20 protein-coding genes and 1 pseudogene are annotated in these 22,704 nt (G+C 66.8%); 10 read left to right on the plus strand and 11 right to left on the minus strand.

Annotated elements, in window-relative coordinates; translation table 11 throughout:
- The first annotated feature begins 56 nt into the window (after window positions 1-56).
- Together ACFOPH_RS22160 and ACFOPH_RS22165 are read left to right on the plus strand one after the other, a co-directional pair.
- Window positions 57-938, plus strand: a complete 882-nt coding sequence (locus tag ACFOPH_RS22160) for a M48 family metallopeptidase (protein ID WP_312548839.1) — start codon at window positions 57-59, stop codon at window positions 936-938.
- Window positions 939-941: 3 nt separating this feature from the next.
- Window positions 942-1,865 (plus strand): pseudouridine synthase, encoded by a 924-nt coding sequence (locus ACFOPH_RS22165; protein ID WP_312548838.1) that lies wholly within the window; start codon window positions 942-944, stop codon window positions 1,863-1,865.
- Between the two features lie 34 nt (window positions 1,866-1,899).
- On the opposite strand, the gene ACFOPH_RS22170 is transcribed toward ACFOPH_RS22165, so the two are convergent.
- Window positions 1,900-2,670, minus strand: coding sequence for an exodeoxyribonuclease III (locus tag ACFOPH_RS22170; RefSeq protein ID WP_312548837.1), 771 nt, complete (start codon window positions 2,668-2,670; stop codon window positions 1,900-1,902).
- 181 nt (window positions 2,671-2,851) lie between these two features.
- Between ACFOPH_RS22170 and ACFOPH_RS22175 the strand changes: the two genes are divergently transcribed.
- Together ACFOPH_RS22175 and pyrE are read left to right on the plus strand one after the other, a co-directional pair.
- Window positions 2,852-5,365 (plus strand): hybrid sensor histidine kinase/response regulator, encoded by a 2,514-nt coding sequence (locus tag ACFOPH_RS22175; RefSeq protein ID WP_379737282.1) that lies wholly within the window; start codon window positions 2,852-2,854, stop codon window positions 5,363-5,365.
- A gap of 71 nt (window positions 5,366-5,436) precedes the next feature.
- Complete coding sequence (gene pyrE, locus ACFOPH_RS22180) at window positions 5,437-6,099, plus strand: orotate phosphoribosyltransferase (protein WP_379737284.1); 663 nt, start codon at window positions 5,437-5,439, stop codon at window positions 6,097-6,099.
- Between the two features lie 49 nt (window positions 6,100-6,148).
- Here the strand turns inward: pyrE and ACFOPH_RS22185 are convergent, their stop codons facing one another.
- The 5 genes from ACFOPH_RS22185 to gatC all read right to left on the minus strand — a co-directional run bounded on the left by ACFOPH_RS22185 (window position 6,149) and on the right by gatC (window position 11,435).
- Complete coding sequence (locus tag ACFOPH_RS22185; protein WP_379737286.1) at window positions 6,149-7,501, minus strand: HipA domain-containing protein; 1,353 nt, start codon at window positions 7,499-7,501, stop codon at window positions 6,149-6,151.
- Window positions 7,498-7,785 (minus strand): helix-turn-helix domain-containing protein, encoded by a 288-nt coding sequence (locus ACFOPH_RS22190; protein ID WP_379737288.1) that lies wholly within the window; start codon window positions 7,783-7,785, stop codon window positions 7,498-7,500. Before ACFOPH_RS22190 ends, ACFOPH_RS22185 begins: the two co-directional genes overlap by 4 nt.
- 255 nt (window positions 7,786-8,040) lie before the next feature.
- Window positions 8,041-9,501, minus strand: coding sequence for an Asp-tRNA(Asn)/Glu-tRNA(Gln) amidotransferase subunit GatB (gene gatB, locus ACFOPH_RS22195; RefSeq protein ID WP_312548831.1), 1,461 nt, complete (start codon window positions 9,499-9,501; stop codon window positions 8,041-8,043).
- Window positions 9,502-9,628: 127 nt separating this feature from the next.
- Window positions 9,629-11,104, minus strand: coding sequence for an Asp-tRNA(Asn)/Glu-tRNA(Gln) amidotransferase subunit GatA (gatA, locus tag ACFOPH_RS22200; protein WP_379737290.1), 1,476 nt, complete (start codon window positions 11,102-11,104; stop codon window positions 9,629-9,631).
- A gap of 31 nt (window positions 11,105-11,135) precedes the next feature.
- Window positions 11,136-11,435, minus strand: a complete 300-nt coding sequence (gene gatC / locus ACFOPH_RS22205) for an Asp-tRNA(Asn)/Glu-tRNA(Gln) amidotransferase subunit GatC (RefSeq protein WP_312554160.1) — start codon at window positions 11,433-11,435, stop codon at window positions 11,136-11,138.
- Window positions 11,436-11,758: 323 nt separating this feature from the next.
- Here gatC and ACFOPH_RS22210 point away from each other — a divergent pair, with 323 nt between their 5' ends.
- The 6 genes from ACFOPH_RS22210 to ACFOPH_RS22235 all read left to right on the plus strand — a co-directional run bounded on the left by ACFOPH_RS22210 (window position 11,759) and on the right by ACFOPH_RS22235 (window position 18,792).
- Window positions 11,759-12,802 carry a rod shape-determining protein gene (locus ACFOPH_RS22210; RefSeq protein ID WP_312554157.1) on the plus strand — a complete coding sequence of 348 codons (1,044 nt, stop codon included), beginning with the start codon at window positions 11,759-11,761 and terminating at the stop codon, window positions 12,800-12,802.
- Window positions 12,803-12,931: 129 nt separating this feature from the next.
- Entirely contained in the window at window positions 12,932-14,104 is a 1,173-nt protein-coding gene (gene mreC / locus ACFOPH_RS22215) for a rod shape-determining protein MreC (RefSeq protein WP_379737293.1), read from the plus strand.
- Entirely contained in the window at window positions 14,105-14,623 is a 519-nt protein-coding gene (mreD, locus tag ACFOPH_RS22220) for a rod shape-determining protein MreD (RefSeq protein ID WP_379737295.1), read from the plus strand.
- A gap of 25 nt (window positions 14,624-14,648) precedes the next feature.
- A complete protein-coding gene (gene mrdA / locus ACFOPH_RS22225) occupies window positions 14,649-16,646 on the plus strand; it encodes a penicillin-binding protein 2 (protein WP_312553392.1) in 1,998 nt (665 codons plus the stop codon).
- A gap of 4 nt (window positions 16,647-16,650) precedes the next feature.
- Entirely contained in the window at window positions 16,651-17,766 is a 1,116-nt protein-coding gene (rodA, locus tag ACFOPH_RS22230) for a rod shape-determining protein RodA (protein ID WP_312553390.1), read from the plus strand.
- A gap of 15 nt (window positions 17,767-17,781) precedes the next feature.
- Window positions 17,782-18,792 (plus strand): septal ring lytic transglycosylase RlpA family protein, encoded by a 1,011-nt coding sequence (locus ACFOPH_RS22235; protein ID WP_379737297.1) that lies wholly within the window; start codon window positions 17,782-17,784, stop codon window positions 18,790-18,792.
- A gap of 167 nt (window positions 18,793-18,959) precedes the next feature.
- Here ACFOPH_RS22235 and ACFOPH_RS22240 read toward each other — a convergent pair whose 3' ends face one another.
- From ACFOPH_RS22240 to ACFOPH_RS22260, 5 genes and pseudogenes are all read right to left on the minus strand, one after another.
- The gene (locus ACFOPH_RS22240) at window positions 18,960-19,691 is read right to left on the minus strand and encodes an SPOR domain-containing protein (protein ID WP_379737299.1); all 732 of its coding nucleotides are present in this window, start codon (window positions 19,689-19,691) and stop codon (window positions 18,960-18,962) included.
- A gap of 4 nt (window positions 19,692-19,695) precedes the next feature.
- Window positions 19,696-20,436 (minus strand): type III pantothenate kinase, encoded by a 741-nt coding sequence (locus ACFOPH_RS22245; RefSeq protein ID WP_379737301.1) that lies wholly within the window; start codon window positions 20,434-20,436, stop codon window positions 19,696-19,698.
- Between the two features lies 1 nt (window position 20,437).
- Complete coding sequence (locus ACFOPH_RS22250) at window positions 20,438-21,205, minus strand: biotin--[acetyl-CoA-carboxylase] ligase (protein ID WP_379737303.1); 768 nt, start codon at window positions 21,203-21,205, stop codon at window positions 20,438-20,440.
- Window positions 21,202-22,033: pseudogene (locus ACFOPH_RS22255) on the minus strand (SDR family oxidoreductase). The gene ACFOPH_RS22250 and the pseudogene ACFOPH_RS22255 overlap by 4 nt, the downstream one beginning before the upstream one ends.
- Window positions 22,030-22,701, minus strand: a complete 672-nt coding sequence (locus ACFOPH_RS22260; RefSeq protein WP_379737305.1) for a thiol:disulfide interchange protein DsbA/DsbL — start codon at window positions 22,699-22,701, stop codon at window positions 22,030-22,032. Before ACFOPH_RS22260 ends, ACFOPH_RS22255 begins: the two are co-directional and overlap by 4 nt.
- Window positions 22,702-22,704: the final 3 nt, after the last annotated feature.

The following is a 22,704-nucleotide window of genomic DNA, read 5'->3' on the forward strand; positions in this document are numbered from 1 at the left end:
CATCCACGTATTTCTGCGACGATGTTGTTATCAAAAACAGCACGCTCATCGATACCATGAAGAAACTAAAACACCTCGCTCTCAGCCTGACGATGCTCGTCAGCATCGGCACCGCCTACGCCCAGGACCAGGTCGTCCAGGACGGTATCGCCGTCAAGCCGCTGTCGCGGGTGCGCGTGCTCGTTCCCGAAGAACAGATGAACGAAGCCGCGGCCCAGCAGTACCGGGAAATGCTGTCGGAAGCGCAGCAGAAGGGCGCGCTGGTGCCGGCCAGCTCGCCGCAGGTGCAGCGCCTGCGCGGCGTGGCCCAGCGCATCATCCCGCATACGCCGCGCTGGAACCAGGCGGCGAAGAACTGGCAGTGGGAGGTCAACCTGTTCGATTCCCAGCAGGTGAACGCTTTCTGCATGCCGGGCGGCCGCATCGGCTTCTTCACCGGCATCATCGACCAGCTGAAACTGACCGACGACGAGATGGCCGCCATCATGGGCCACGAGATCGCGCACGCGCTGCGCGAACACGGCCGCGAGCGTACCGCCAAGTCGGGCATCACATCGATGGTCGCGCGCGGGGCAGGGGCGCTGGGCGCCGCCATCTTCGGCATCGATCCGAACATCACCAACACCGTCACCGGCCTGGTGGGGCAGGGCGTGGTGCTGAAATTCTCGCGCGACGAGGAGCGCGAGGCCGACCTGGTCGGCCTCGACATCGCCGCCCGCGCCGGCTACGACCCGCGTGCCGGCGTCGCCCTGTGGCGCAAGATGGGCGCGCTGAACAAGGCGGCGCCGCCCGAGTTCATGTCGACCCACCCCGGCGGCGAGACCCGCATCGGCGACATGGAGCGTCACATGAACGTGCTGCTGCCGCTGTACGCGCGCGCGAAAGGCACGACCGTGAACAAGCTGCCGCCCTACCGCACCAACGTCGCGCTGAAGTAAAGAATGGGTCGCCAGGCAGAAGCCAACGCCTACGTTCCCCTGCCGGTCCGCAACGGCGTCGCGCCCAGCTACCTGTGGCTGACCGAGACGCTGGCCGGCGGCATGCTGCGCTTCCTGGCCGAGCGCTTTCCCGACGTCTCGCGCGATTCCTGGGCCGCGCGCCTGGAGCGTGGCGAAGTGGTCGACGCCCAGGGCAAGCCCCTGCAAGCGGACAGCCATGTCCGCAAGGGCATGCGCATCTGGTACTACCGCGAGCTCGACGAAGCGGAAACGCCGATCCCGTTCAAGGAGCGCATCCTGTTCCAGGACGCGCACCTGCTCATCGTCGACAAGCCCCACTTCCTGCCGATGATCCCGAGCGGGCGTTTTCTTCACGAGACCCTGCTGGTGCGCCTGAAGGCCCAGCTCGAGTTACCGCACCTGGTGCCGATCCACCGCCTGGACCGCGAGACCGCGGGCGTGGTGATCTTCTCGCACAACATCGAGACGCGCGGCAGGTACCAGTCGATGTTCCAGAAGCGCGTGGTGAAGAAGGTGTACGAGGCCCTGGCGGGCCCGATCGAAGGGCGGGAGTTCCCCTTCACCTACCGCAGCCGCATGCAGGACGCGGCGCAGTTTTTCGTCAGCGAAGAGGTGCCGGGCGAGCCGAACTCGGAAACCGTGGTGGAGATGATCGAGCGCCGCGGCGACGTGGTGCGCTACCGCCTGCATCCGCACACCGGACGCAAGCACCAGCTGCGCCTGCACCTGTCCTCGCTAGGGGCGCCGATCCTGAACGACGCCTTCTATCCGGTGGCGCTGCCCTGCAAGGGCGACGATTTCAGCGCGCCGCTGCAGCTGCTGGCGCGCTCGATCAGTTTCGAGGATCCGCTCACGGGCGAGCAGCGCAGCTTCCACAGCGAACGCACGCTGGACTGGCCGGCGTAGGCGATCGGTGGGCGCCCTGCGCCCACCGATTTCATCACAGCTTATAGTCGATGATCAGCGGCGCGTGATCCGAAAAACGCTCGTCCTTGTACACCGACACCGCATGCGCCGTGGCGGCGATGCCCGGCGTCGCGACGTGGTAATCGATGCGCCAACCGACGTTGTTGGCCCAGGCCTGGCCGCGGTTGCTCCACCAGGTGTAGTCGGCGGCCTCGGGCGCCACCACGCGGTGCACGTCCACCAGGCCGACTTCGTCGAAGATGCGCGTCATCCAGGCGCGTTCTTCCGGCAGGAAACCCGAGTTCTTCTGGTTGCTCTTCCAGTTCTTCAGGTCGATTTCCTTGTGCGCGATGTTCCAGTCGCCGCAGATCACGACCTCGCGTCCTTCCGCCTTCAGTTGCTGCAGGTGCGGCAGGAAGACTTCCATGAAACGGAACTTGGCCAGCTGGCGCTCGGGCGACGAGGAACCCGACGGGGCGTACAGCGAGATCACGGTCAGGTTGCCGAAATCGCAGCGGGTGTAGCGGCCTTCGGCGTCGAATTCCGTGCAGCCGAAGCCGATGCGCTTGTTGTCGGGGGCGGTGCGGCTATACACGCCGGTGCCCGAATACCCCTTCTTTTCGGCGTAGTGGAAGTGGCCGTGGTAGCCGTGCGGCCCCAGCAGCTCTTCGGTCATGTCGGCTTCCTGGCACTTCAGCTCCTGCACGCAGATGTAGTCGGCGTCCTGCGTGGCCAGCCAGTTGAAAAAGCCCTTCTTGTGGGCGGAACGGATCCCGTTCAGGTTCGCGGAAATAATTCGTGGCATTGGTAGAAAAATAAGGGAAGGCGGCGCAATCTGACGCGACCGCAACGGCATGCGGGCCGTTAGTGTAGCGCGTTTTTCCGGGTGCGGAAATGCAGGCAGGCAATCTGTTAAACTCTTACGCATGCGAAGTAACAAGACGCTTCATTCCCTCCCGCCAGCTGCGCCGGCGTCCGACATGCCGGTGGCTGCCGTACACGCGGCGGCGCCGTCCATCCGTTTCTACGACACCGATACCGTCCTGCTCGACGAAGCGGCCGATTTCGTCGACGCCGCCCTGCGCGCCGGCGGCACCGGGGTCGTGATCGCGACCCCGCCGCACGTGGCGCAGCTGCGCCGGCGCCTGGCCGGCTTCGGCAGCTCGACCAGTGGCGCCTCCTGGTTCCCGGGGCGCCTGGTCGTCCTCGACGCCGAGGAAACCCTGGCCGCCTTCATGGTCGACGGCCAGCCCGATCCGCAGCGCTTTCGCGACAGCGTCGGCGCGCCGCTGGCGGCCGCTTGCGCCGGCGGCGGCGTCGTGCACGCCTTTGCCGAGATGGTCGCGCTGCTGTGCGCGCGCGGCCAGTACGAGGCCGGCGTGCGCCTCGAGCAGCTCTGGGATGCGCTCGGCGACGAACTGTGCTTCTCGCTGTTCCACGCCTGCCCCACGCAAACCCCGGCCGACGACGGCGTGCCGGCCGCCTTTGCGCACAAGCCTGCGCAGCAGGAGGACGCCGCACCCGTACGCGTCGGGCACGAACAGCGCACCTCGCAGCTCGAAGCCGAGATCGCGCGCCGCAGGGAAGCCGAGCAGACCCTGCGCCGGCGCGAAAAGGAATTCGCCGACTTCGTCGAGAACGCCGCCGAAGGCCTGCACCGGGTCGCCGGCGACGGCATCATCCTGTGGGCCAACCGCGCCGAGCTGCAGATGCTGGGCTACACCTGGGAAGAATATGTCGGCCATCACATCGCCGACTTCCACGTCGATGCCCCGGTGATCGAGAGCATCCTGGGCAAGCTGGCGTCGGGCGAAACGCTGTACGACCAGCCGGCGCGCCTGCGCTGCAAGGACGGCTCGATCCGTCACGTAGTGATCCATTCGAACGGCTATTTCGACGACGGCGAGCTGCGCTACACGCGCTGCTTCACGCGCGACGCCACCGAGCGCCACCAGCGCGACGCCGCGCTGGCCCAGCGCGACCGCATGCTGCTCAACGCGCCGGTCGCGGCCGCTTTGCTGATGGGGCCGGAACTGCGCTTCCGCCTTGCCAACCGCCGCTATTGCGAACTGGTCGGGCGCGATGCGCTCGAGACCCTGGCCTTCGCCGAGGCCTTCCCCGAATGGCGCGGGAGCGAGATGATGCGCCTGCTGGAGCAGGCCTACCGCAGCGGGGCGCCGGTCGCGGTCGAGGAACTGCGCGTCGAGCTGGCACGCGCCGACGGCAGCGTCGAGGAAGGCTTCCTCAAATTCAGCCTCGAGCCCCTGACCGACACGCCGGGCGAGGAGCAGGGCGTGATCCTGGTCGCGGTCGACGTCACCGAACAGGTGCGCAGCCGGCGCAGCCTGGAGCGCGCCCATGCCGAGCGCGAGCAGCTGCTGGACGAACTCACCGCCGCCAACCGCACCAAGGACGAATTTCTGGCCATGCTCGGCCACGAGCTGCGCAACCCGCTGTCGCCGATCGTGACCGCGCTGCAGCTGATGCGCATGCGCGGCGAGGGCGGCGCCTTGCGCGAGCGCGAGATCATCGAGCGCCAGGTCGAGCATCTGGTGCGCCTGGTCGACGATTTGCTGGACGTGGCGCGCGCCACGCGCGGCCAGGTCGAACTGAAGTTCGAGCAGGTCGACCTCGACGCGCCGCTGGCCAAGGCGGTCGAGATGGCCAGTCCGCTGCTGGAGCAGCGCGGCCACCGCCTGTCGGTCGAGATCGAGCCCGGCCTGCGCTGGGAGGGCGATCCGATGCGCCTGGCGCAGGTGGTGTCGAACCTGCTGACGAATGCCGCGCGCTACACCGAACCCGGCGGCGAGGTGGCCCTGCGCGCCGGGCGCGACGGCGATGGCTGGCTGCGCATCGGCGTGAGCGACAACGGCATCGGCCTGGCGCCGGAGATGCTGACCGAGGTATTCGGCCTGTTCTTCCAGGGCAAGCGCAGCGTCGACCGCCGGGAGGGAGGCCTGGGCATCGGCCTGGCGCTGGTGAAGAACATCGTCGAGCTGCATGGCGGCCGGGTCGAGGCGAGCAGCGGCGGACCGGGGCAGGGCAGCCAGTTCGTGGTGCGCCTGCCGCTGCGCAGCACGGGCGCCGGGGCCGACGCCGAGGCACAGGCCCTGCCGGCCGCGCCCGCGCCGGCGGCGCCGCACAAGCGCCTCCTGGTGGTCGACGACAATGCCGATGCCGCCGAGACCCTGGGCCTGCTGTTGAAAGCGCATGGCCACCAGGTCGAGGTGTTCAACGACCCGCTGCAGGCCTTGTCCGCGGTGACCCGCGTCCAGCCCGACATCGCGGTGCTCGACATCGGCTTGCCGGGCATGGACGGCTACCAGCTGGCGCGCAGCCTGCGTGCGCTGCTGGGCACGCATCCGTGCCGCCTGATCGCGCTGTCCGGCTATGGCCAGGCGGCGGACCGGCAGCGCAGCGGGGAAGCCGGTTTCGAGCAGCATCTGGTCAAGCCGATCAGCCCCGACCAGGTCGCGCGCCTGGCGCTGGCGCTACCATAAAAGCGGGGTCGGCCGGCGCAGGCGCGGCGGCGCGGATTACAATATCCGTTTTCGAATTTCAGGAGAACAGCGTGAGCAATCTGCGCCAGGAGTTTATTGCGTTTTCGGTCGAGACCGAAGTCTTACGATTCGGTCAATTCACGACCAAGGCCGGGCGCCTCTCGCCTTACTTCTTCAACGCCGGCCTGTTCCACGACGGCGCCACCCTCGGCCGCCTGGCGCAGTTCTATGCCCAGACCCTGATCGCATCGGGCGTCGAGTTCGACATGCTGTTCGGCCCGGCCTACAAGGGCATCACCCTGGCCAGCGCGACCGCGGTGGCGCTGGCGGCCCAGGGCCGCAACACCTCGTTCGCCTACAACCGCAAGGAAGCCAAGGACCACGGCGAAGGCGGCACCATCGTCGGCGCCAAGCTGCAGGGCAAGGTCGTCATCGTCGACGACGTGATCTCGGCCGGCACCTCGGTGCGCGAATCGGTCGACATGATCCGCGCCGCCGGCGCCGAGCCGGCCGCCGTCCTGATCGCGCTCGACCGCATGGAGCGCTCGGGCAAGGACGACGCGCTGTCGGAGGGTTCGGCGGTGCAGCAGGTGGCCAAGGAATTCGGTATTCCCGTGATCTCGATCGCCAACCTGGACGACCTGTTCACTTACCTGTCGGGTGAGGGAGCGGGCGCCGAGCTGGGCCAGCACAAGGAAGCGGTGGCGGCCTACCGCACGCGTTACGGCGTTTAAATCCTCGGGCGAAAGGCGCTGAGCGTTTTCGTTGCAGACGCAAGCCGTATCACAGAAGCGCGGCGGAGATCGCCGCCGCTTCGCGCGCCAGCGCCGCCAGGCGTTGGGCCTGCCGGCCAATGAAGACTGCGATCTGCGCAACGAAGGCGCGTTCGTCGTCCTGATAGTTGTTTGAACCCGCCAGTTCGACAGCTGCGGTGCCGGCCGCATTCGACAGGCGCTCCGCCTCGCGCCGCATCAGCTTGCGGTCGATACCGCAGCGCGTGGCGAAGTCGGCGAGGGCGAATGGCGTGACCTCGTCGAAGGTGAACGCATCGCCGAATGCCATGGCAAGGTCGGTATCGAAGTGCGCATATTGGACCACGCTGACGAGGTCATACCAGGGCGTCGGTTCAAGATAGCCGCCGGGACTGACGAAAAACGAAAAGTTCTTGCCGTGGGCGTCGCTGTTCCCGATCAGGAACTGGAAGAGCGCCCAGCGCAGCATCGTCAGCTTGGCCTGGGCCTTGTTGCCCGTCAGCTGACCCAGGCCGAACAGGCGTTCAAAACTCATGCCGTCCCGAATATCACGGACCGCTTCCTGGTTCCCGTAATTGCGCTCGTATTTGAAACTGACCGGCAAGTCGCAGGCCTGGCAAGCGTCGACCATGTGCCGCCGGTCGACCCGCAGCGCTTCTCCCTGCTGTTGCACGGTGCGATCGAAACGGCGCACGACAAGCACCGGGCGGGGCGTGCGCAGCAGCTCGACTTCCGCCACCGGCAAGCCGATGCGGGCCGCGAGCGTCATGCAGAAATGTTCGTTCACCGCGAGATGCGGCGGTCTGGAGTGGCCGAGATCGGGTTTGAGGATATGGGTGGATGCCAGGCGCGGTCCTTCGACCAGGAACAGCCGTCCCCCTTGTGCGAGTGGAGCGTCGAGGTAGACCAGCAGCTTGTCCTGTACCCCCGCAACGGACATGCGCACCTTGCCGTCCCATACCGTGAACGGCATGTCGCGGTCTGCGATGCGCTTGTCCAATTCCGCGATCGGGATTTCCCGCATCTCGGGCCCGGCGGGAGCGTGCATGTCGGCTTGCGCATCCCGGAAACGTAATACGCCGGCCGTTTCGGTACCGAGTGCGCGGATCAAGCCAAACACATTCGATCTGGCCAAGCCATTGGCTGCAATGGCGACATCCAGTGCATGTCCCTCCGGTAGCAAGTGCTCGATGAAGCGCTTGATCGAACGCGAGTCGTAGCCTTGCCCGGATGGTGAAAGAGGCAAGGAGGGCGATAGGGGAAACGCCTGCGGGTCGTCGAGCCAATCGCGGGTATAGGCCAATGACCACGCGTCCGCCATGGCGTTATGGCCCAGATGCGCCATCAGGCGATCGCCTGCCAGGACCTCGAGAACGAAGTTCACCGTGGGACTCCAGGTTCATGTACGGCCGATCCCAGGCGGGTGCGTTGGACCCAGGGATGATCCTTTGGGACGACCAGCATTGCCAGCCCCAAACCTTCGAGGACCGCCAGTGCCTTGTCCAGGCGTACGCTGCCTTGGCCGTTTTCAAGCCGCGACATCAAGTCGACGGAGACACCAAGAAGCGCTGCGGCGTCGTCGATACGCAAATGCTGCGCACGACGACGCTGGCGCACCAGCGGGCCCAAGGCATCCGGTGCGTTCAAGAGAGTAGGAATCGTTTCCATGATCGGCTTGTTTCGGATATTCAGAAAGAATACCCAGTATAGCCTGACATGTCCGAAAATTTCTTAAATTCCGAAATATCGTCCCGAAGTGTTGTGCTTACGACATAAATTTCAGAAAATCCGAAATATCACAGCGTGAACCCAGGAGTTTGCTGAAGTTTTCTGACATTCCGAAACAACGCAAGATCTTGTAATTAAGCATAAAAAAACCGGAGCACGCTCCGGTTTTTCTTTTCTTCTTCAAGACCAGCGGTATCAACCCGCCAGCTTCTTCTTCAGCAGCTCCGTCACCTGGGCCGGATTCGCCTTGCCCTTGGACGCCTTCATGGTCTGGCCGATCAGTGCGTTGATCGCGGCTTCCTTGCCGGCGCGGTACTGCTCGACCGACTTGGCATTCGCCGCCAGCACTTCGTCGACGATGGCTTCCAGCGCGCCGCTGTCCGAGATCTGCTTCAGGCCCTTCTGCTCGATGACGACGTCGGCCAGGTTCTCGTCGGTCGACTTCGCTTCCCACATCGCCGCGAACACTTCCTTCGCCGCCTTGTTCGAGATCGTGCCGTCGGCGATGCGCTTGACCAGCAGCGCCAGCTGCGAGGCCTCGACCGGCGATTCGGTGATGTCCACGCCTTCGCGGTTCAGGGTCGAGGAGACGTCGCCCATCATCCAGTTGGCGATGGTCTTCGCGTTTTCCTTGCCGGCCTTTGCCACCACGGCTTCGTAGTAGGTCGCCATGCCCTGCGACGAGGTCAGGATCAGGGCGTCATACTCGGGCAGGCCGTAGTCGCCGGTGAAGCGCGCGCGCATTGCGCCCGGCAGTTCCGGCATGTCGGCCTTCACGCGCTCGATCCAGTCTTCCGAAATGGTCAGGGGCGGCAGGTCCGGGTCCGGGAAGTAGCGGTAGTCCTGCGCGTCCTCTTTCGAGCGCATGGCGCGGGTTTCCTTGCGGTCCGGGTCCCACAGGCGGGTGGCCTGCTGGACCTTGCCGCCGTCTTCGATCAGCTCGATCTGGCGCCGCACTTCGTAGTGGATCGCTTCTTCCATGAAGCGGAAGGAGTTCAGGTTCTTGATCTCGCAGCGGGTGCCGAATTCCTTCTGGCCCAGCGGACGCACCGAGACGTTGACGTCGCAGCGGAATGAACCTTCCTGCATGTTGCCGTCGCAGACGCCCAGCCACATCACCAGCGAGTGCAGGGCCTTCGCATAGGCGACCGCTTCGGCGGCGCTGCGCATTTCCGGCTCCGAGACGATCTCGAGCAGCGGGGTGCCGGCGCGGTTCAGGTCGATGCCGGTCATGCCGGCATAGTCCTCGTGCAGCGATTTACCGGCATCCTCTTCCAGGTGGGCGCGGGTCAGGTTGACGGTCTTGGTCTCGAGCTTGCCATCCTTCTCGTAGCCGAAGGTGATGGTGCCGCCCTGGACCACCGGGTTCTCGAACTGGCTGATCTGGTAGCCCTTCGGCAGGTCGGGGTAGAAGTAGTTCTTGCGTGCGAAGACCGACTGCGGCGCGATCTTCGCCCCGACCGCCAGGCCGAAGCGGATCGCGCGCTCGACGGCGCCCTTGTTCATCACGGGCAGCACGCCCGGCAGCGCCAGGTCCACGGGGCTGGCCTGCGTGTTCGGCTCGGCGCCGAACTGGATCGAGCTGCCGCTGAAGATTTTCGAGTTGGTCGTGAGCTGGACGTGGTTCTCAAGACCGATGACGACTTCCCATTGCATGGTGTTCTCTCTTTTCTATTCGGTTCGCATGGAGGGAGCGGGCTGTTCATTTGTGACCGCCGCGGGCTGCTCATGCGTTACGCGTGGGCACGGGGTGCCCACCCTACGGCGCCCGCGCCGGATGGCGTCAGACGCCATCCGGTGCTCGCTGGTGCCAGTCGGTGACCTGCTGGTACTGGTGCGCGATGTTCAGCAGCTTGGCTTCGGCAAAATAATTGCCGATGATTTGCAGGCCGACCGGGCGCTTGGCGTTCTTCTCGCCGCTGCCGAAGCCGCAGGGGATCGACATCCCCGGCAGGCCGGCCAGGCTGGTCGACAGGGTGAAGATGTCGGCCAGGTAGTTGGCGACCGGGTCGTTCGCCTTCGAACCCAGGTCCCAGGCCACCGTCGGCGCCACCGGGCCCATGATCACGTCGCACTTGTCGGCAAAGGCGGCCTGGAAGTCGTCGGCGATCAGGCGGCGGATCCTCTGCGCCTGGACGTAGTAGGCGTCGTAGTAGCCATGGCAGAGCACGTAGGTGCCGACCATGATGCGGCGCTGCACTTCACGACCGAAACCCTCTGCGCGGGTTTTCTTGTACATGTCCTGCAGATCCTTGTACTCGGCGGCGCGGTGGCCGTAGCGCACGCCGTCGAAGCGCGACAGGTTCGACGAGGCTTCGGCCGGGGCGATGATGTAGTAGGTCGGGATCGACAGCGCTGTTTTGGGGAGCGAAATGTCGACCAGGGTCGCGCCCAGCTTGACGAACTGCTCGAGCGCGGCGCGCACGGCCTGCTCGACGTCGGCGGCCAGGCCCTCGCCGAAGTATTCCGAAGGCACGCCGATGCGCAGGCCGCTCAACGGCTTGTTCAGGTCGCGCGTGAAGTCCTCGTGCAGGTTGCCCTGCTCGGGCGTGAGGCTGGTCGAGTCGCGCTCGTCGTGGCCGATCATTTCGTTGAGCAGCAGGGCGCAGTCCTCGGCGGTCTGGGCGATCGGGCCGCCCTGGTCGAGCGAGGAGGCGAAGGCGATCATGCCGAAGCGCGAGACGCGGCCGTAGGTCGGCTTGATGCCGGTGACGCCGCAGAAGGCGGCCGGCTGGCGGATCGAGCCGCCGGTGTCGGTCGCGGTCGCGGCCGGCGCCAGGCGCGCGGCGATCGCGGCGGCCGAGCCGCCCGAGGAGCCGCCCGGCACCGCCAGCGCATCCCAGGGATTCTTCACCGGGGCGAAGGCCGAGTTCTCGTTCGACGAGCCCATCGCGAATTCGTCGAGGTTGACCTTGCCCAGCGTGACCATGCCGGCGGCGCCGAATTTCTCGACCACGGTGGCGTCGAAGGGGCTGACATAGTTGGCCAGCATCTTCGAGCCGGCAGTCGTGCGCCAGCCGCGCGTGACGAAGATATCCTTGTGGGCGATCGGGACGCCGGTCAGCGGGCCGGCGGTGCCTTCCGCCAGGCGCGCGTCGGCGGCGGCGGCCTGGGCCAGCGACAGTTCCGGATCGACGTGCAGGAAGGCGTTGTGGCCGCTCGCGTCGATGCGGGACAGGTAGTGGCGGGTCAGTTCCGTGCTCGAGACTTGTTTCGAGTGCAGCAGCGCGGACAGCTCTTTGATAGTCTTGTTGTGCATATGCGTGTTCTGTTCGTGGATGCTGGCTGGGTTACTCGATGACCTTCGGCACCAGGTACAGGCCGTCCTGGGCTTTCGGCGCCGGCGCCTGGTAGGCTTCGCGGCGGTTTTCTTCCGTGACCACGTCTTCGCGTAGGCGCAGCGGCAGCGCCAGGATCGCGGCCAGCGGGTGCGACAAGGGCGCAACATCGGTGGTGTCGACCGCCTGCATCTGTTCGGCCAGGGCGAAAATGCCGTTCAGCTCGGACAGCGCGGTCTCGGCGTGGGCGTCGTCCATATCGAGCTGGGCCAGATTGGCGATCCGTTTTACGTCTGAAAGAGTCAGGGACATGGCAAAAGGCGCGGCGCGGTGCCGCGTTCAAAATGGGGTTGGGCGCATGACGGGATTGCGGCGCCCTTTGTTGAACGCCTTGCTACAGCCGATAAAACCTTGCTAATCCCGTCGATCTCGCTTGAGGAACTGGGGGCTAAAACCACCTGTTTTCAGCGTTTAATCGGTAAATTATAAGGTAGAATGGCGGGCTAATGCGTGGTTGGCGCCGAACGAGCGCCGCCACGGCAGGTTCTACAAGACCGCAGGGCGCAGCAGCAGGCCAGGGCGGCAAGGATTCCCGATCAATAGTTTAGGCGCGGCTAGCGCGCATCAGGACATACATGTTTGGTTCTTTACGCAGTTACTTCTCGAACGACCTGGCCATCGACCTGGGTACCGCCAATACGCTGATCTATGTGCGCGGCCAGGGCATCGTGCTGGATGAACCTTCGGTCGTGGCGATCCGCCAGCAGGGCGGCCCGAACGGCAAGAAGACGATCCAGGCGGTCGGCAAGAAGGCCAAGCAGATGCTGGGCAAGGTGCCGGGCAACATCGAAGCGATCCGCCCGATGAAGGACGGCGTGATCGCCGACTTCACCGTCACCGAAGAAATGCTCAAGCAGTTCATCCGCATGGTGCACGACTCGAAGTTCTTCCGTCCGTCGCCGCGCATCATCATCTGCGTGCCTTGCGGTTCGACCCAGGTCGAGCGCCGCGCGATCCGCGAATCGGCGCTGGGCGCCGGCGCCTCCCAGGTGTTCCTGATCGAGGAGCCGATGGCGGCCGCAATAGGCGCTGGCCTGCCGGTGTCGGATGCGACCGGTTCGATGGTGGTCGATATCGGCGGCGGCACGACCGAGGTCGGCATCATCTCGCTGGGCGGCATGGTCTACAAGGGTTCGGTGCGCGTGGGCGGCGACCGCTTCGACGACGCCATCGTCAACTACATCCGCCGTAACTACGGCATGCTGATCGGCGAGCAGACCGCGGAAGCGATCAAGAAGGCCATAGGGTCGGCCTTCCCGGGGTCGGAAGTGAAGGAAATGGAAGTCAAGGGCCGCAACCTGTCCGAAGGCATCCCGCGTGCGTTCACCATCTCGTCGAACGAGATCCTGGAAGCCCTGACCGATCCGCTGAATAATATCGTCTCGGCGGTCAAGAACGCGCTCGAACAGACGCCGCCGGAACTGGGCGCCGACATCGCCGAGAAGGGCATGATGCTGACCGGCGGCGGCGCGCTGCTGCGCGACCTGGACCGCCTGCTAATGGAAGAGACCGGCCTGCCGGTGCTGGTGGCCGAAGACCCGCTGACCTGCGTGGTGCGCGGCTCGGGCATGGCGCTGGAGCACAACGACAAGCTGGGCTCGATCTTCTCGTACGAGTAAGCACTGGCAACGGTCGTTCATCGTTAGACCATAGCGTGGGCAGGCGAGCGGCATAGGCCGTGCTCCTGCCCATTTGCGTATTTGTCGCGTATCTGTCGCGCGGGCTTGGGCCCGCCATCATCGAAAGTCATGGAATACAGTCCTCCGCCGCTTTTCAAACAGGGCGCCCCGGCACGGGTGAAGGTGACCGTGTTCGCGCTGGTGTCGATCGTGCTGCTGGTGGTCGACGCGCGCATGCACCTGCTCGGCGCCGTGCGCCAGGTGGCCGCCACCGTGCTCTACCCGCTGCAGATGGCGGCGCTGATGCCGCGCGACGCCGTCTACAGCATGGGCGATTACTTTTCCTCGCTCTCGAGCCTGCAGAAGGAAGTCGCCGAGCTCAAGAACCAGCAGGTGGCCCAGGCCCAGGCGATGCAGCAGGCCCAGCTCCAGATGGCGGAGAACGCCCACCTGCGCCGCCTGCTCGATGCGCGCGACCACCTGCCGGTCAAGTCGATGATGGGCGAGATCCTGTACGACGCGCGCGATCCCTCGACCCGCCGCATCGTGCTCGACCGCGGTTCGCGCAACGGCGTGCAGCTCGGCCTGCCGGTGATCGACAACGCCGGCGTGGTCGGCCAGGTCACCCGCGTCTTCCCCTTCACCTCGGAAGTGACGCTCCTGACCGACAAGGACCAGGCCATTCCGGTGCAGGTGCTGCGCTCGGGCCTGCGCAGCGTGGCCTATGGCCGCGGGCGCTCGGGCCTGCTCGACCTGCGCTTCGTCGCGCCGAACGCCGACATCCAGGTCGGCGACATCCTGATCACGTCCGGCCTGGACGGCATGTATCCGGCCGGCCTGGCCGTGGCCAAGGTGGTGCAGGTCGAGAGCGTCGCCGCCGGCGCCTTCGGGCGCGTGGTATGCCAGCCGCTGGCCGGCATCGACCGCAACCGCCAGCTCCTGATCGTGATGTCGCAGGCCGCGCGCGAGCCGCGTCCTGCCGACGTGCCGGCCGCGCCGGCCCAGAGCGGCCGCCGCAACCTGCCGAAGATGACGCCGGTGCCGCCGCCGCCGCTGCCGGCCACGCCGCTGCCGGCGCAGGCGCCGCCGGCGGCCAACCAGGGCGGAACCGCGGGCGTGCCGCCTGCGGCACCGGCATCCACCCCACCGGCAAGCACAGCACCTGCGGGCACCGCACCCGCGACCGCGCCGGCCAACAGCGCCCAGCGTCCCGCGCACCCGCCCGCCACGCCGGGCGCGGCGCGCCCGGGCACGGCGGCAACCCAGCCGGCCCGGCCGGCCACCCAGAAGGAGGGCGCGTAAATGCCCGCAAACCGTCCCCATTACATCCTGCTGCCGGTCAGCCCGCTGTTCATCGCCTTCAGCCTGACCTGCGCCTTCATGCTGAATCTGCTGCCCTGGGGCCGCTGGATCGGCGCGCCGGACTTCGTCGCGCTGGTGCTGGTGTTCTGGGGCATCCACCAGCCGCGCCGGGTCGGCATCGGCGTCGCTTTCTGCATGGGCCTGTTGATGGACGTGCACGACGCCACCCTGCTGGGCGAGAACGCGCTGGCCTATACGCTGCTGTCCTATGTCGCGATCATGATCCACCGCCGCGTGCTGTGGTTCCCGGTGCTGACCCAGGCCATGCACGTGTTCCCGCTGCTGCTGCTGGCCCAGGCGATCCAGGTGCTGGTGCACGTGTTCGCCACCGGCCGCTTTGCCGGCTGGCTGTATTTCGTCGAAAGCGCGGTCGCCGTCGTCCTGTGGCCGCTGATCAGCTGGCTGCTGCTGGCGCCGCAGCGTCGCGCCGTCGACCGCGACCATACCCGCCCGATCTGATTGTTCGAAAGACCGCACGCAGTAAATGACTGAAATTAAAGATAGCGACCGCGAGATCCACCAGTTCCGCCTGCGCATGACCGCGCTCGCGGTGCTGGTGTTCGTCTGCTTCGGCATCCTGGTGGCCCGCTTCGTCTGGCTGCAGGTGGTCCAGCACGACAAATACCATGCGCAGGCCGAGGACAACCGCATCGCGCTGGTGCCGATCGTGCCGAACCGCGGCCTGATCGTCGACCGCAACGGCGTCGTCCTGGCGCAGAACTTCTCCGCCTATACGCTCGAGATCACGCCCTCGAAACTGCAGGCGAACCTGGACTCGGTGATCGACGAGCTGGCCAAGCTGGTGACGATCGAGCCGCGCGACCGCAAGCGCTTCAAGCGCCTGATGGAAGAGTCGCGCAGCTTCGCCAGCGTGCCGCTGCGCACCCGCCTGACCGACGACGAGGTGGCCCGCTTCACGGCCCAGCGCTTCCGCTTTCCCGGCGTCGAAGTGCAGGCGCGCCTGTTCCGCCAGTATCCGCTGGGCGAGGTCGCCTCGCACGTGATCGGCTACATCGGCCGCATCAATGCGCGCGAAGCCGCGGCCATCGAGGACAGCGACGACGCCGCCAACTACAACGGCACCGACCACATCGGCAAGGAAGGCCTGGAGAAGAAATACGAGCGCTACCTGCACGGCACCACCGGCTACGAGGAGGTCGAGCGCTCGGCCGGCGGCCGCGCGATCCGCACGCTGTCGCGCCGGCCGCCGGTCCCGGGCAGCAACCTGATCCTGTCGATCGACATCGAGCTGCAGAAGATCGTCGAGGAAGCCTTCGGCGACCGGCGCGGGGCTTTCGTCGCGATCGAGCCCGAGACCGGCGACGTACTGGCCTATGTCTCGCGTCCGGGCTTCGACCCCAACCTGTTCGTCGACGGCATCGATACCCAGAGCTGGAACGAGCTGAACACCTCGCTCGACCGGCCGCTGATGAACCGTCCGCTGTCGGGCACCTATCCGCCCGGCTCGACCTTCAAGCCCTTCATGTCGCTGGCGGCGCTCGAGATGGGCTTCCGCCGGCCCGAGCAGGGCATCCGCGACGCCGGCTTCTACATGCTGGGCGGGCACCGCTTCAACGACGACAAGCCGGGCGGCCACGGCTACGTCGACATGTACAAGTCGATCGTCGAGTCCTGCGACACCTATTATTACCAGCTCGGCAACGAGATGGGGATCGATAACATCTCGCGCTTCATGGGGCAGTTCGGCTTCGGCTCGCCGACCGGGATCGACCTCGAGCACGAGAAATCCGGCGTCCTGCCTTCGAAGGAGTGGAAGGCGAACCGCTTCAAGCGCAACCGCGCGGCCCAGAAGTGGGTCGGCGGCGACACCATCTCGATCAGTATCGGCCAGGGCTTCAACAACTACACGATCATCCAGCTGGCGCACGCGGTGGCCAACCTGGCCAACGACGGCGTGGTGATGAAGCCGCACCTGGTCAAGCTGATCGAGGACGGCGCCACGCGCGAGCGCACCCTGACCGTGCCGAAGGAAAGCCGGCGCATTCCGCTCAAGCAGGAAAACATCGACTTCATCAAGCGCGCGATGGTCGGCGTGACCCAGGAAACCTATGGCACGGGTTATCGCGTGTTCGGCAATGCCGGCTATATCTCGGCAGGCAAGACCGGCACCGCCCAGGTGATCGGCCTGAAAGGCCAGAAGTACAACGCCAACGCGATCGACGAACGCCACCGCGACAACGCGCTGTACACCGCGTTCGCGCCGGCCGACAAGCCGCGCATCGCGATCGCCCTGATCGTCGAGAACGTGGGCTTCGGCGCCGCGCACGCCGCGCCGATCGCGCGCAAGGCGCTCGACTACTACCTGCTCGGCAAGCGCCCGCCGCCGCCGAAGCCGGAAGCCGGCGCCGCGGCCGCGAAGAAAACCGTCGCCACCGTTCCGGCCGGCCCCCGGCCGTCCGGAAACGGCGCTGTCGCTTCCCCGGTCATCGCCGCCACGCCGCCCGCCACCACCAAGGAGTAAGCAGATGGCCTATTATCCGGAGCGGCGCTCGCTCAGCCGCCGCCTGAAGCCGTATTTCACCGTGTTCGACTGGCCGCTGGCGATGGTCCTGTTCATGCTGCTCACGACCAGCATGATTACCATGTCCTCGGCCGGCCACGAGTTCCCGGGCCGGGTGGAGGCGCAGATGCGCAACTTCATCCTCGCCTTCGGCATCATGTGGATGGCCGCCCTGGTGCCGCCGCAGACGCTGATGCGCCTCGCCGTGCCGGTCTATACCTTCGGCGTGACCCTGCTCATCGCGGTGGCGATGTTCGGCATCATCAAGAAGGGCGCGCGGCGCTGGCTGCACGTGGGGGTCGACATCCAGCCCTCCGAGATCATGAAGATCGCGACACCGCTGATGATCGCCTGGTACTTCCAGCAGCGCGGCAGGGTGGGGGAATGGAAAAGCTACATTGTCGCGGCCATCCTGCTGATCATTCCGTTCACGCTGATCGCCAAGCAGCCCGACCTCGGCACGGCCTTGCTGGTGGGCGCCTCGGGCTTCTACGTGATCTTCCTGGCCGGCCTGTCGTGGCGGGTGCTGATCGCCCTGGCCGTTGCCGGCGCGGCCTGCCTGCCGGTGGCCTGGTCGATGTTGCACGATTACCAGCGCGAACGGGTGATGACGCTGATCGATCCGACCTCCGATCCGCTGGGCAAGGGATTCCACATCATCCAGTCGGTGATCGCGATCGGCTCGGGCGGCCTGACCGGCAAGGGCTATCACCAGGGCACCCAGGTCCAGCTCGAATTCGTGCCGGAACAGACTACCGACTTCGTGTTTTCGGTCTATTCCGAAGAATTTGGGCTTGTCGGAAACCTATTTCTTTTGGTAATTTACCTGCTGCTGATCGGCCGCGGCATGATGATTGCGGCCAATGCCCCGAATATGTTCTCCCGGCTGCTGGCCGGTTCGATCACGATGATCTTCTTTACTTATGCCTTTGTTAACATGGGCATGGTGAGTGGGATCCTCCCCGTGGTCGGAGTTCCGTTGCCTTTCATGAGCTACGGCGGAACTGCGTTCATTACGCTCGGGCTCGGCGCTGGTATATTGATGAGCATTCAAAGGCACCGCAAGCTGGTGCAGACCTAAAGGAGGAAGCTGCGCATGACCGCTTCGAGAACTCTCCCAGTGGTCATCGCGTTGGCAGCGTTGATGACCGGCTGCGGGACGACAGGCGATAGCAAGACCCTGATCCCGCTGCCGTGGAAACACAAAGTCACCGGCAAACATCCCCCGCTGTCGCCCAAGCTGCCGCCGGCCAACTCCGGCCGCGGCGGCTATTACAAGGACGACGGTCCCGGCACCGATATCCCGGAAGGGCTGGAATTCACGCCCGACGCCGTGGTCAGGGCCGAACCTTACGCCAAGTGGGCGAACCGCCCGTATTCCGTCTTCGGCCAGACCTATACCCCGATCCTGCACGAGGAACCCTTCGTGCAGCGTGGCGTGGCCAGCTGGTACGGCGTGAAATTCCACGGCCAGAAGACCTCCTCGGGCGAACCCTACGACATGTACAAGATGACGGCGGCGCATCCGACGCTGCCGATCCCGTCGTATGCCCGCATTACCAGCGTCGAGAGCGGCAAGTCGGTCGTGGTGCGCATCAACGACCGCGGCCCCTTCCACGCCAGCCGCATCGTCGACGTCTCGTATACCGCCGCCCTGAAATTGGGCCTGCTGGGCAAGGGCAGCCACGAGGTCGCGCTCGAACGCCTGTTCCCGGGCGACGAAGTGCGCCTCGCCGCCGAGCGCCGCGCCGCCACCTCGCAGGCGCAATCGGTCGAGGCGCCGCCGGAAATCGCCGCGCTGATGCTGGAAGACCGCGTGCGGACCGACAGCGCCGCCGTGGCCCAGGCGCTGCCGGCGGCCGAGGCGCAAGCGGCAGGCAAGCAGTTCTATGTGCAGCTGGGTTCCTACAGCCGGGCCGACAAGGCGCAGGAGATGAGCCGGAAACTGGCGGACGCGGGCCTGGCGGTCGGCACCATCGAGGTCGTGCCGAGCGGGCAGGTGAATCGCCTGTATGGCGGGCCGTTCGAGACGCGCGCGGCGGCGCAGGAAGCGGCCAGGGGATTGCCGTCGGGCTTGGGGATCAAGCCGATTGTCGTCAGGCGTTAAGTTGTTCGCCGCCGGGTGGTTTTGCGGCGGCCTTGATGGTGTTCATCCGTACGACAGCGTGGGTTCAAGAACCCACCCTGCAAGAGCGGGTTCTTCGTAGGGTGGGTTCTTGAACCCACGCGGTATGGTGCCCATACGCACCGCCAGCGCCGCGCGCCAGCCCCGGATCACTTGCAAACGTGCAGCACCGCCGCCGGAAACCCCCGCCCGGCCTCGACGATCCGCGTGCGCGTCGGCGCATCGATGTCGCGGAAGCGGTAGGCAAAGCGATTCGTCTGCGGGCCGCGCGGCAGGATGCGCACGCCCTGCACGCCCTGTTTCGCCAGTTCCGCCGCCAGCGTACGGGCGCCGGCCTCGGTCTTGAACACGCCCAGCGATACCGCCCAGCGCAGCGGCGAATCCCCCTGCATGATGAAGAAGTTGGTCACGCCGCGCTCGCGCAGCTCGGCCACGCGGCGGTCGGCGCCTTCCTTGCCGCCTTGCGGAGGCAGGTAGACCAGGTGGCTGGTCACTTCCTGGAAGGGGATGGCGAGGCGGGTCTGGCGCGCGCCGAGCGCGATGCGGGCCAGGCGCGTCTCGTAGCGCCGCGCGTCGCCCGCGGCAAAGGCCTCGGTCTCGAGGCAGGCGAAAGCGGGCGCCGCCGGCTCTGCCGGCGCCGGCGGCTCCGCCGCGGCCGGCACCTCGGTGGCGGCCGTGGCTTCGGTTTCCTCGGGCTTGGCGGCGCTGGCCAGCGCCTGCGCCTGTTCGCCGGTCAACAGCGTCAGCTTGTCGGGCGCTACCTGGTTGCGCAGCCGCGCCGGCTCGCGCACTTCGGCGTCGACGTTGCCCAGCAGGCCGCGGCCGTAGGCGAACAGCAGCGCGTTCGCCGCCAGCAAAGCCCAGAATACGAATTTCAGCACGCCTTCACTCTCCTTTCGCCGCGTCCGCCAGCGCCACCGCGTGCAGACCGACCAGCACGATATTATCGACCAGCTCGTGCGCGATCTTGAGCGCGGGGGCGATGTAGGGCGCCGCGCCGCCCGAGAGGATGCAGAACGCGCCGCCATGGCCGCTTACTGCGCGTTCGATGGCGCCGGCCTGGGCCGACAGGCAGCCGGACACGATCGCGTCATTCGTGTTGTCGGCGAACAGGGGCGGCGGCGCGGCGCCCGGCGTGGCCTGCGGCAGCTGGGCGGTGTTGCGCGCCAGCGCGCCGGCCATCAGCGCCAGGCCGGGCAGGATCATGCCGCCTGCGAAGCGGCCGTCGGCGGTGACCGCGTCGACCGTGGTCGCGGTGCCGCAGGTGGCGACGACCAGGTCCCGGTTCGGCGCCAGGGCGCGCGCGCCGATCGCCGCCGCGAAGCGGTCGCACCCCAGGCGCTGCGGCTCGCGGTAGCCGTTGACCAGGCCCGCGCGTTCGGCACTGGATGCGAACCACTCGACCGCGATGGGGCCGAGCAGCGCGGCCAGGCGTTCACGCAAGTGCGCACCCGCGACGTTCGAGACGAGGGCGCGCGTCACGCCCGCGCCTTGCCATTCCGCGGCCAGCGCGTCGAGCCCCTCATGCAGCGCGGCGCCCGTGGCGAACCACGCTCCCGGCTCGGCGCCCGGATGCGCAAGCGCCCACTTGACCCGCGTATTGCCGGCGTCGATCAGGAGCAGCATGTCACGCACCTTTCACGCGCAGCGAGACGTCGCCGGCCATGATCGCGATGCGGCCATCGACCGTGTCGAGCAGCAGGCGGCCGGCGTCGTCGACACCGGCGGCGGCGCCTTCGTGCAGCACCGCGCCGCGGTCGAGGATGGTGACGGTCTCGCCCTGCCAGGCATGGCGCAGGTTCCAGCGCGCGACAAAGGCGCCGAAGCCGGCGCGCCCGAATTCGCGCAGCGCATCCGCCAGGCCGTCGAGCAGGGCGGCCAGCAGTTCGTTGCGGTCCATGCGCGCCAGCCAGGGCAGGGAAGCGATGCTGCGCCCGAGCAGCGCTTCGGCTTCATCGGGCATCAGGAGGTTCAGGCCGATGCCGATCACCGCCCACACCCCGCCATCCTTTGCGGACTGGGTCTCGATCAGGATGCCGGCCAGCTTGTCGCCGTCGCGCAGCACGTCGTTCGGCCACTTCAGGCCGACCTGCACGCCGAGGCGGCCGAGGGTCTCGGCCAGCGCCACGCCGACCGCCAGCGGCAGCCCGGCCAGGCGGTTCACGCCGCCCTCGAAACGCCAGGCCAGCGAAAAGGTGAGCGAGCCCTCGCTCGAGGACAGCCAGCTGCGCCCGGCGCGGCCGCGGCCGGCGGTCTGGTTGCGCGCCACCAGCAGCAGCGGCGCCTGAAGCAAAGCCGCGCGCGCCAGCAGGTCGGCGTTGGTCGAACCGGTCTCCTCGACCACCTCGACCGCCACGTTCGCGCCGGAACGGGCGGCGATCTCGAGGGCGTTCATGCGGCCTCCTTGCGCTGCTTTTGCGGGGCGCGCGAAAAGACCAGGTCGAACAGGGGATTCGGCAGGGCGCGCAGCAGCTTGGCGGCGACGCCCATTTGCCAGGGCAGCACGCGGTAGCTGTCGCCGCGCGCGATCGCATCGGCGGCGCTGGCCGCGAAACGCTCGGCCGGCATCAGGAAAGGCATGGGGAAACGGTTGTTACGGGTCATGGGGGTATCGATATAGCCGGGCGCGATGGTCACGACCCGGATGGCGGTGGACTTCAGTTCGAGGCGCAGCGACTCGGCATAGCTGTGCACGGCGGCTTTCGAGGCGCAGCGACTCGGCATAGCTGTGCACGGCGGCTTTCGAGGCGCAATAGGCGCCCGCGCCGCGCATGCCGCGAATGCCCGCCACGCTGCCGATGGCGACCAGGCGGCAGGGCGTGCCCTGCGCCTTCATCGGCGCGACAAACGGCGCGAAGGTGGCGACCATGGCGTTCACGTTGGTCGCGAACACGGATTCGAACACGGGCAGGTCATCGAGCCGTTCGGTCAGCGTGCCGTGGGAGATGCCGGCGCTGGCGATCACGATGTCGGCGCCGCCGCAGGCGCGCAGGAAGTCCTGCGCGGCGCCGGCCAGCGCCGCGTGGTCGCAGACGTCGACGGCGTAGCAATGGTGGCGTTCGGGATCGGGCAGCGCGGCGCGCAGTGCGGCGAGGGCGTCGGCGCGCCGGCCCAGCAGGCCGAGGGTGGCGCCGCGCGCGGCATATTCGCGCGCCAGGGCCGCGCCGATGCCGCTCGAGGCGCCGGTGATGAAGACGCGGTCCGGGCGGGCCGCGACGGTCATTTCTTGTCCGCTCGGGCTTTCGCGACCAGTGCGTCCATCACCTGCAGCGCCACCTGCTGCTGTTCGGTCTCGGTGCGGGCGGTCGAGCCGCCCTGGTTCGCCATCGAAGGCGAGGTGACGAAGCGGCCGTCGATGGCGACGAACGGCCAGTGGTCGACCTTGTAGGCGTCCATCATGGCGCTGGCGCGGCGCAGCTTGCCCTGCACGCCGAAGGAGCGGTAGGCGTCGGTGAAGCGCGCGCGGTCGATGCCGGACTTGACCGCCCACTCGATCACCTCTTCGTCGTCCTGGAAGCGCAGGCCCTGCTGGTGGATCGCGGCAAAGGCCTTCTCGTGGTACTGGCCGAGCAGGCCGAGCGCCTCGAGCGTGTAGAACAGGCGCTGCTGCGGCACGATGCGCTGGCCGGCAGCCACGTGCACGCGCTTGAAGACGATGTTGTCGCCCTGCTTCTTGACCCAATCCTGGAGCAGCGGTTCGAAGGCGTGGCAGTGCGGGCAGTAGTAAGCGAAGAACTCGATGACTTCGACCTGCTTGCCGGCCGGGGTTTCCTGCTTCTGCGGCAGGACCTGGTACTGCACGCCTTCCTTGGGCGCGAGCGGCGCAGCGGCGGCAATACCGGCAAATCCCATCAGCATGGCGCTGCACAGCAGGCGGCGAAGCATTTGCATCGA

The sequence above is a fragment of the Massilia haematophila genome, assembly GCF_042647645.1.
In the GTDB taxonomy this organism is placed as follows: Bacteria; Pseudomonadota; Gammaproteobacteria; order Burkholderiales; family Burkholderiaceae_D; genus Telluria; species Telluria haematophila.

Coding starts and splice junctions, on each gene's coding strand:
- ACFOPH_RS22160 (WP_312548839.1), top strand. CDS start 57: ATGAAGAAACTAAAACACCTCGCTCTCAGCCTGACGATGCTCGTCAGC.
- ACFOPH_RS22165 (WP_312548838.1), top strand. CDS start 942: ATGGGTCGCCAGGCAGAAGCCAACGCCTACGTTCCCCTGCCGGTCCGC.
- ACFOPH_RS22170 (WP_312548837.1), bottom strand. CDS start 2,670: ATGCCACGAATTATTTCCGCGAACCTGAACGGGATCCGTTCCGCCCAC.
- ACFOPH_RS22190 (WP_379737288.1), bottom strand. CDS start 7,785: ATGGAAACGATTCCTACTCTCTTGAACGCACCGGATGCCTTGGGCCCG.
- gatB (WP_312548831.1), bottom strand. CDS start 9,501: ATGCAATGGGAAGTCGTCATCGGTCTTGAGAACCACGTCCAGCTCACG.
- gatA (WP_379737290.1), bottom strand. CDS start 11,104: ATGCACAACAAGACTATCAAAGAGCTGTCCGCGCTGCTGCACTCGAAA.
- gatC (WP_312554160.1), bottom strand. CDS start 11,435: ATGTCCCTGACTCTTTCAGACGTAAAACGGATCGCCAATCTGGCCCAG.
- ACFOPH_RS22210 (WP_312554157.1), top strand. CDS start 11,759: ATGTTTGGTTCTTTACGCAGTTACTTCTCGAACGACCTGGCCATCGAC.
- mreC (WP_379737293.1), top strand. CDS start 12,932: ATGGAATACAGTCCTCCGCCGCTTTTCAAACAGGGCGCCCCGGCACGG.
- mreD (WP_379737295.1), top strand. CDS start 14,105: ATGCCCGCAAACCGTCCCCATTACATCCTGCTGCCGGTCAGCCCGCTG.
- mrdA (WP_312553392.1), top strand. CDS start 14,649: ATGACTGAAATTAAAGATAGCGACCGCGAGATCCACCAGTTCCGCCTG.
- rodA (WP_312553390.1), top strand. CDS start 16,651: ATGGCCTATTATCCGGAGCGGCGCTCGCTCAGCCGCCGCCTGAAGCCG.
- ACFOPH_RS22235 (WP_379737297.1), top strand. CDS start 17,782: ATGACCGCTTCGAGAACTCTCCCAGTGGTCATCGCGTTGGCAGCGTTG.
- ACFOPH_RS22245 (WP_379737301.1), bottom strand. CDS start 20,436: ATGCTGCTCCTGATCGACGCCGGCAATACGCGGGTCAAGTGGGCGCTT.
- ACFOPH_RS22250 (WP_379737303.1), bottom strand. CDS start 21,205: ATGAACGCCCTCGAGATCGCCGCCCGTTCCGGCGCGAACGTGGCGGTC.
- ACFOPH_RS22260 (WP_379737305.1), bottom strand. CDS start 22,701: ATGCAAATGCTTCGCCGCCTGCTGTGCAGCGCCATGCTGATGGGATTT.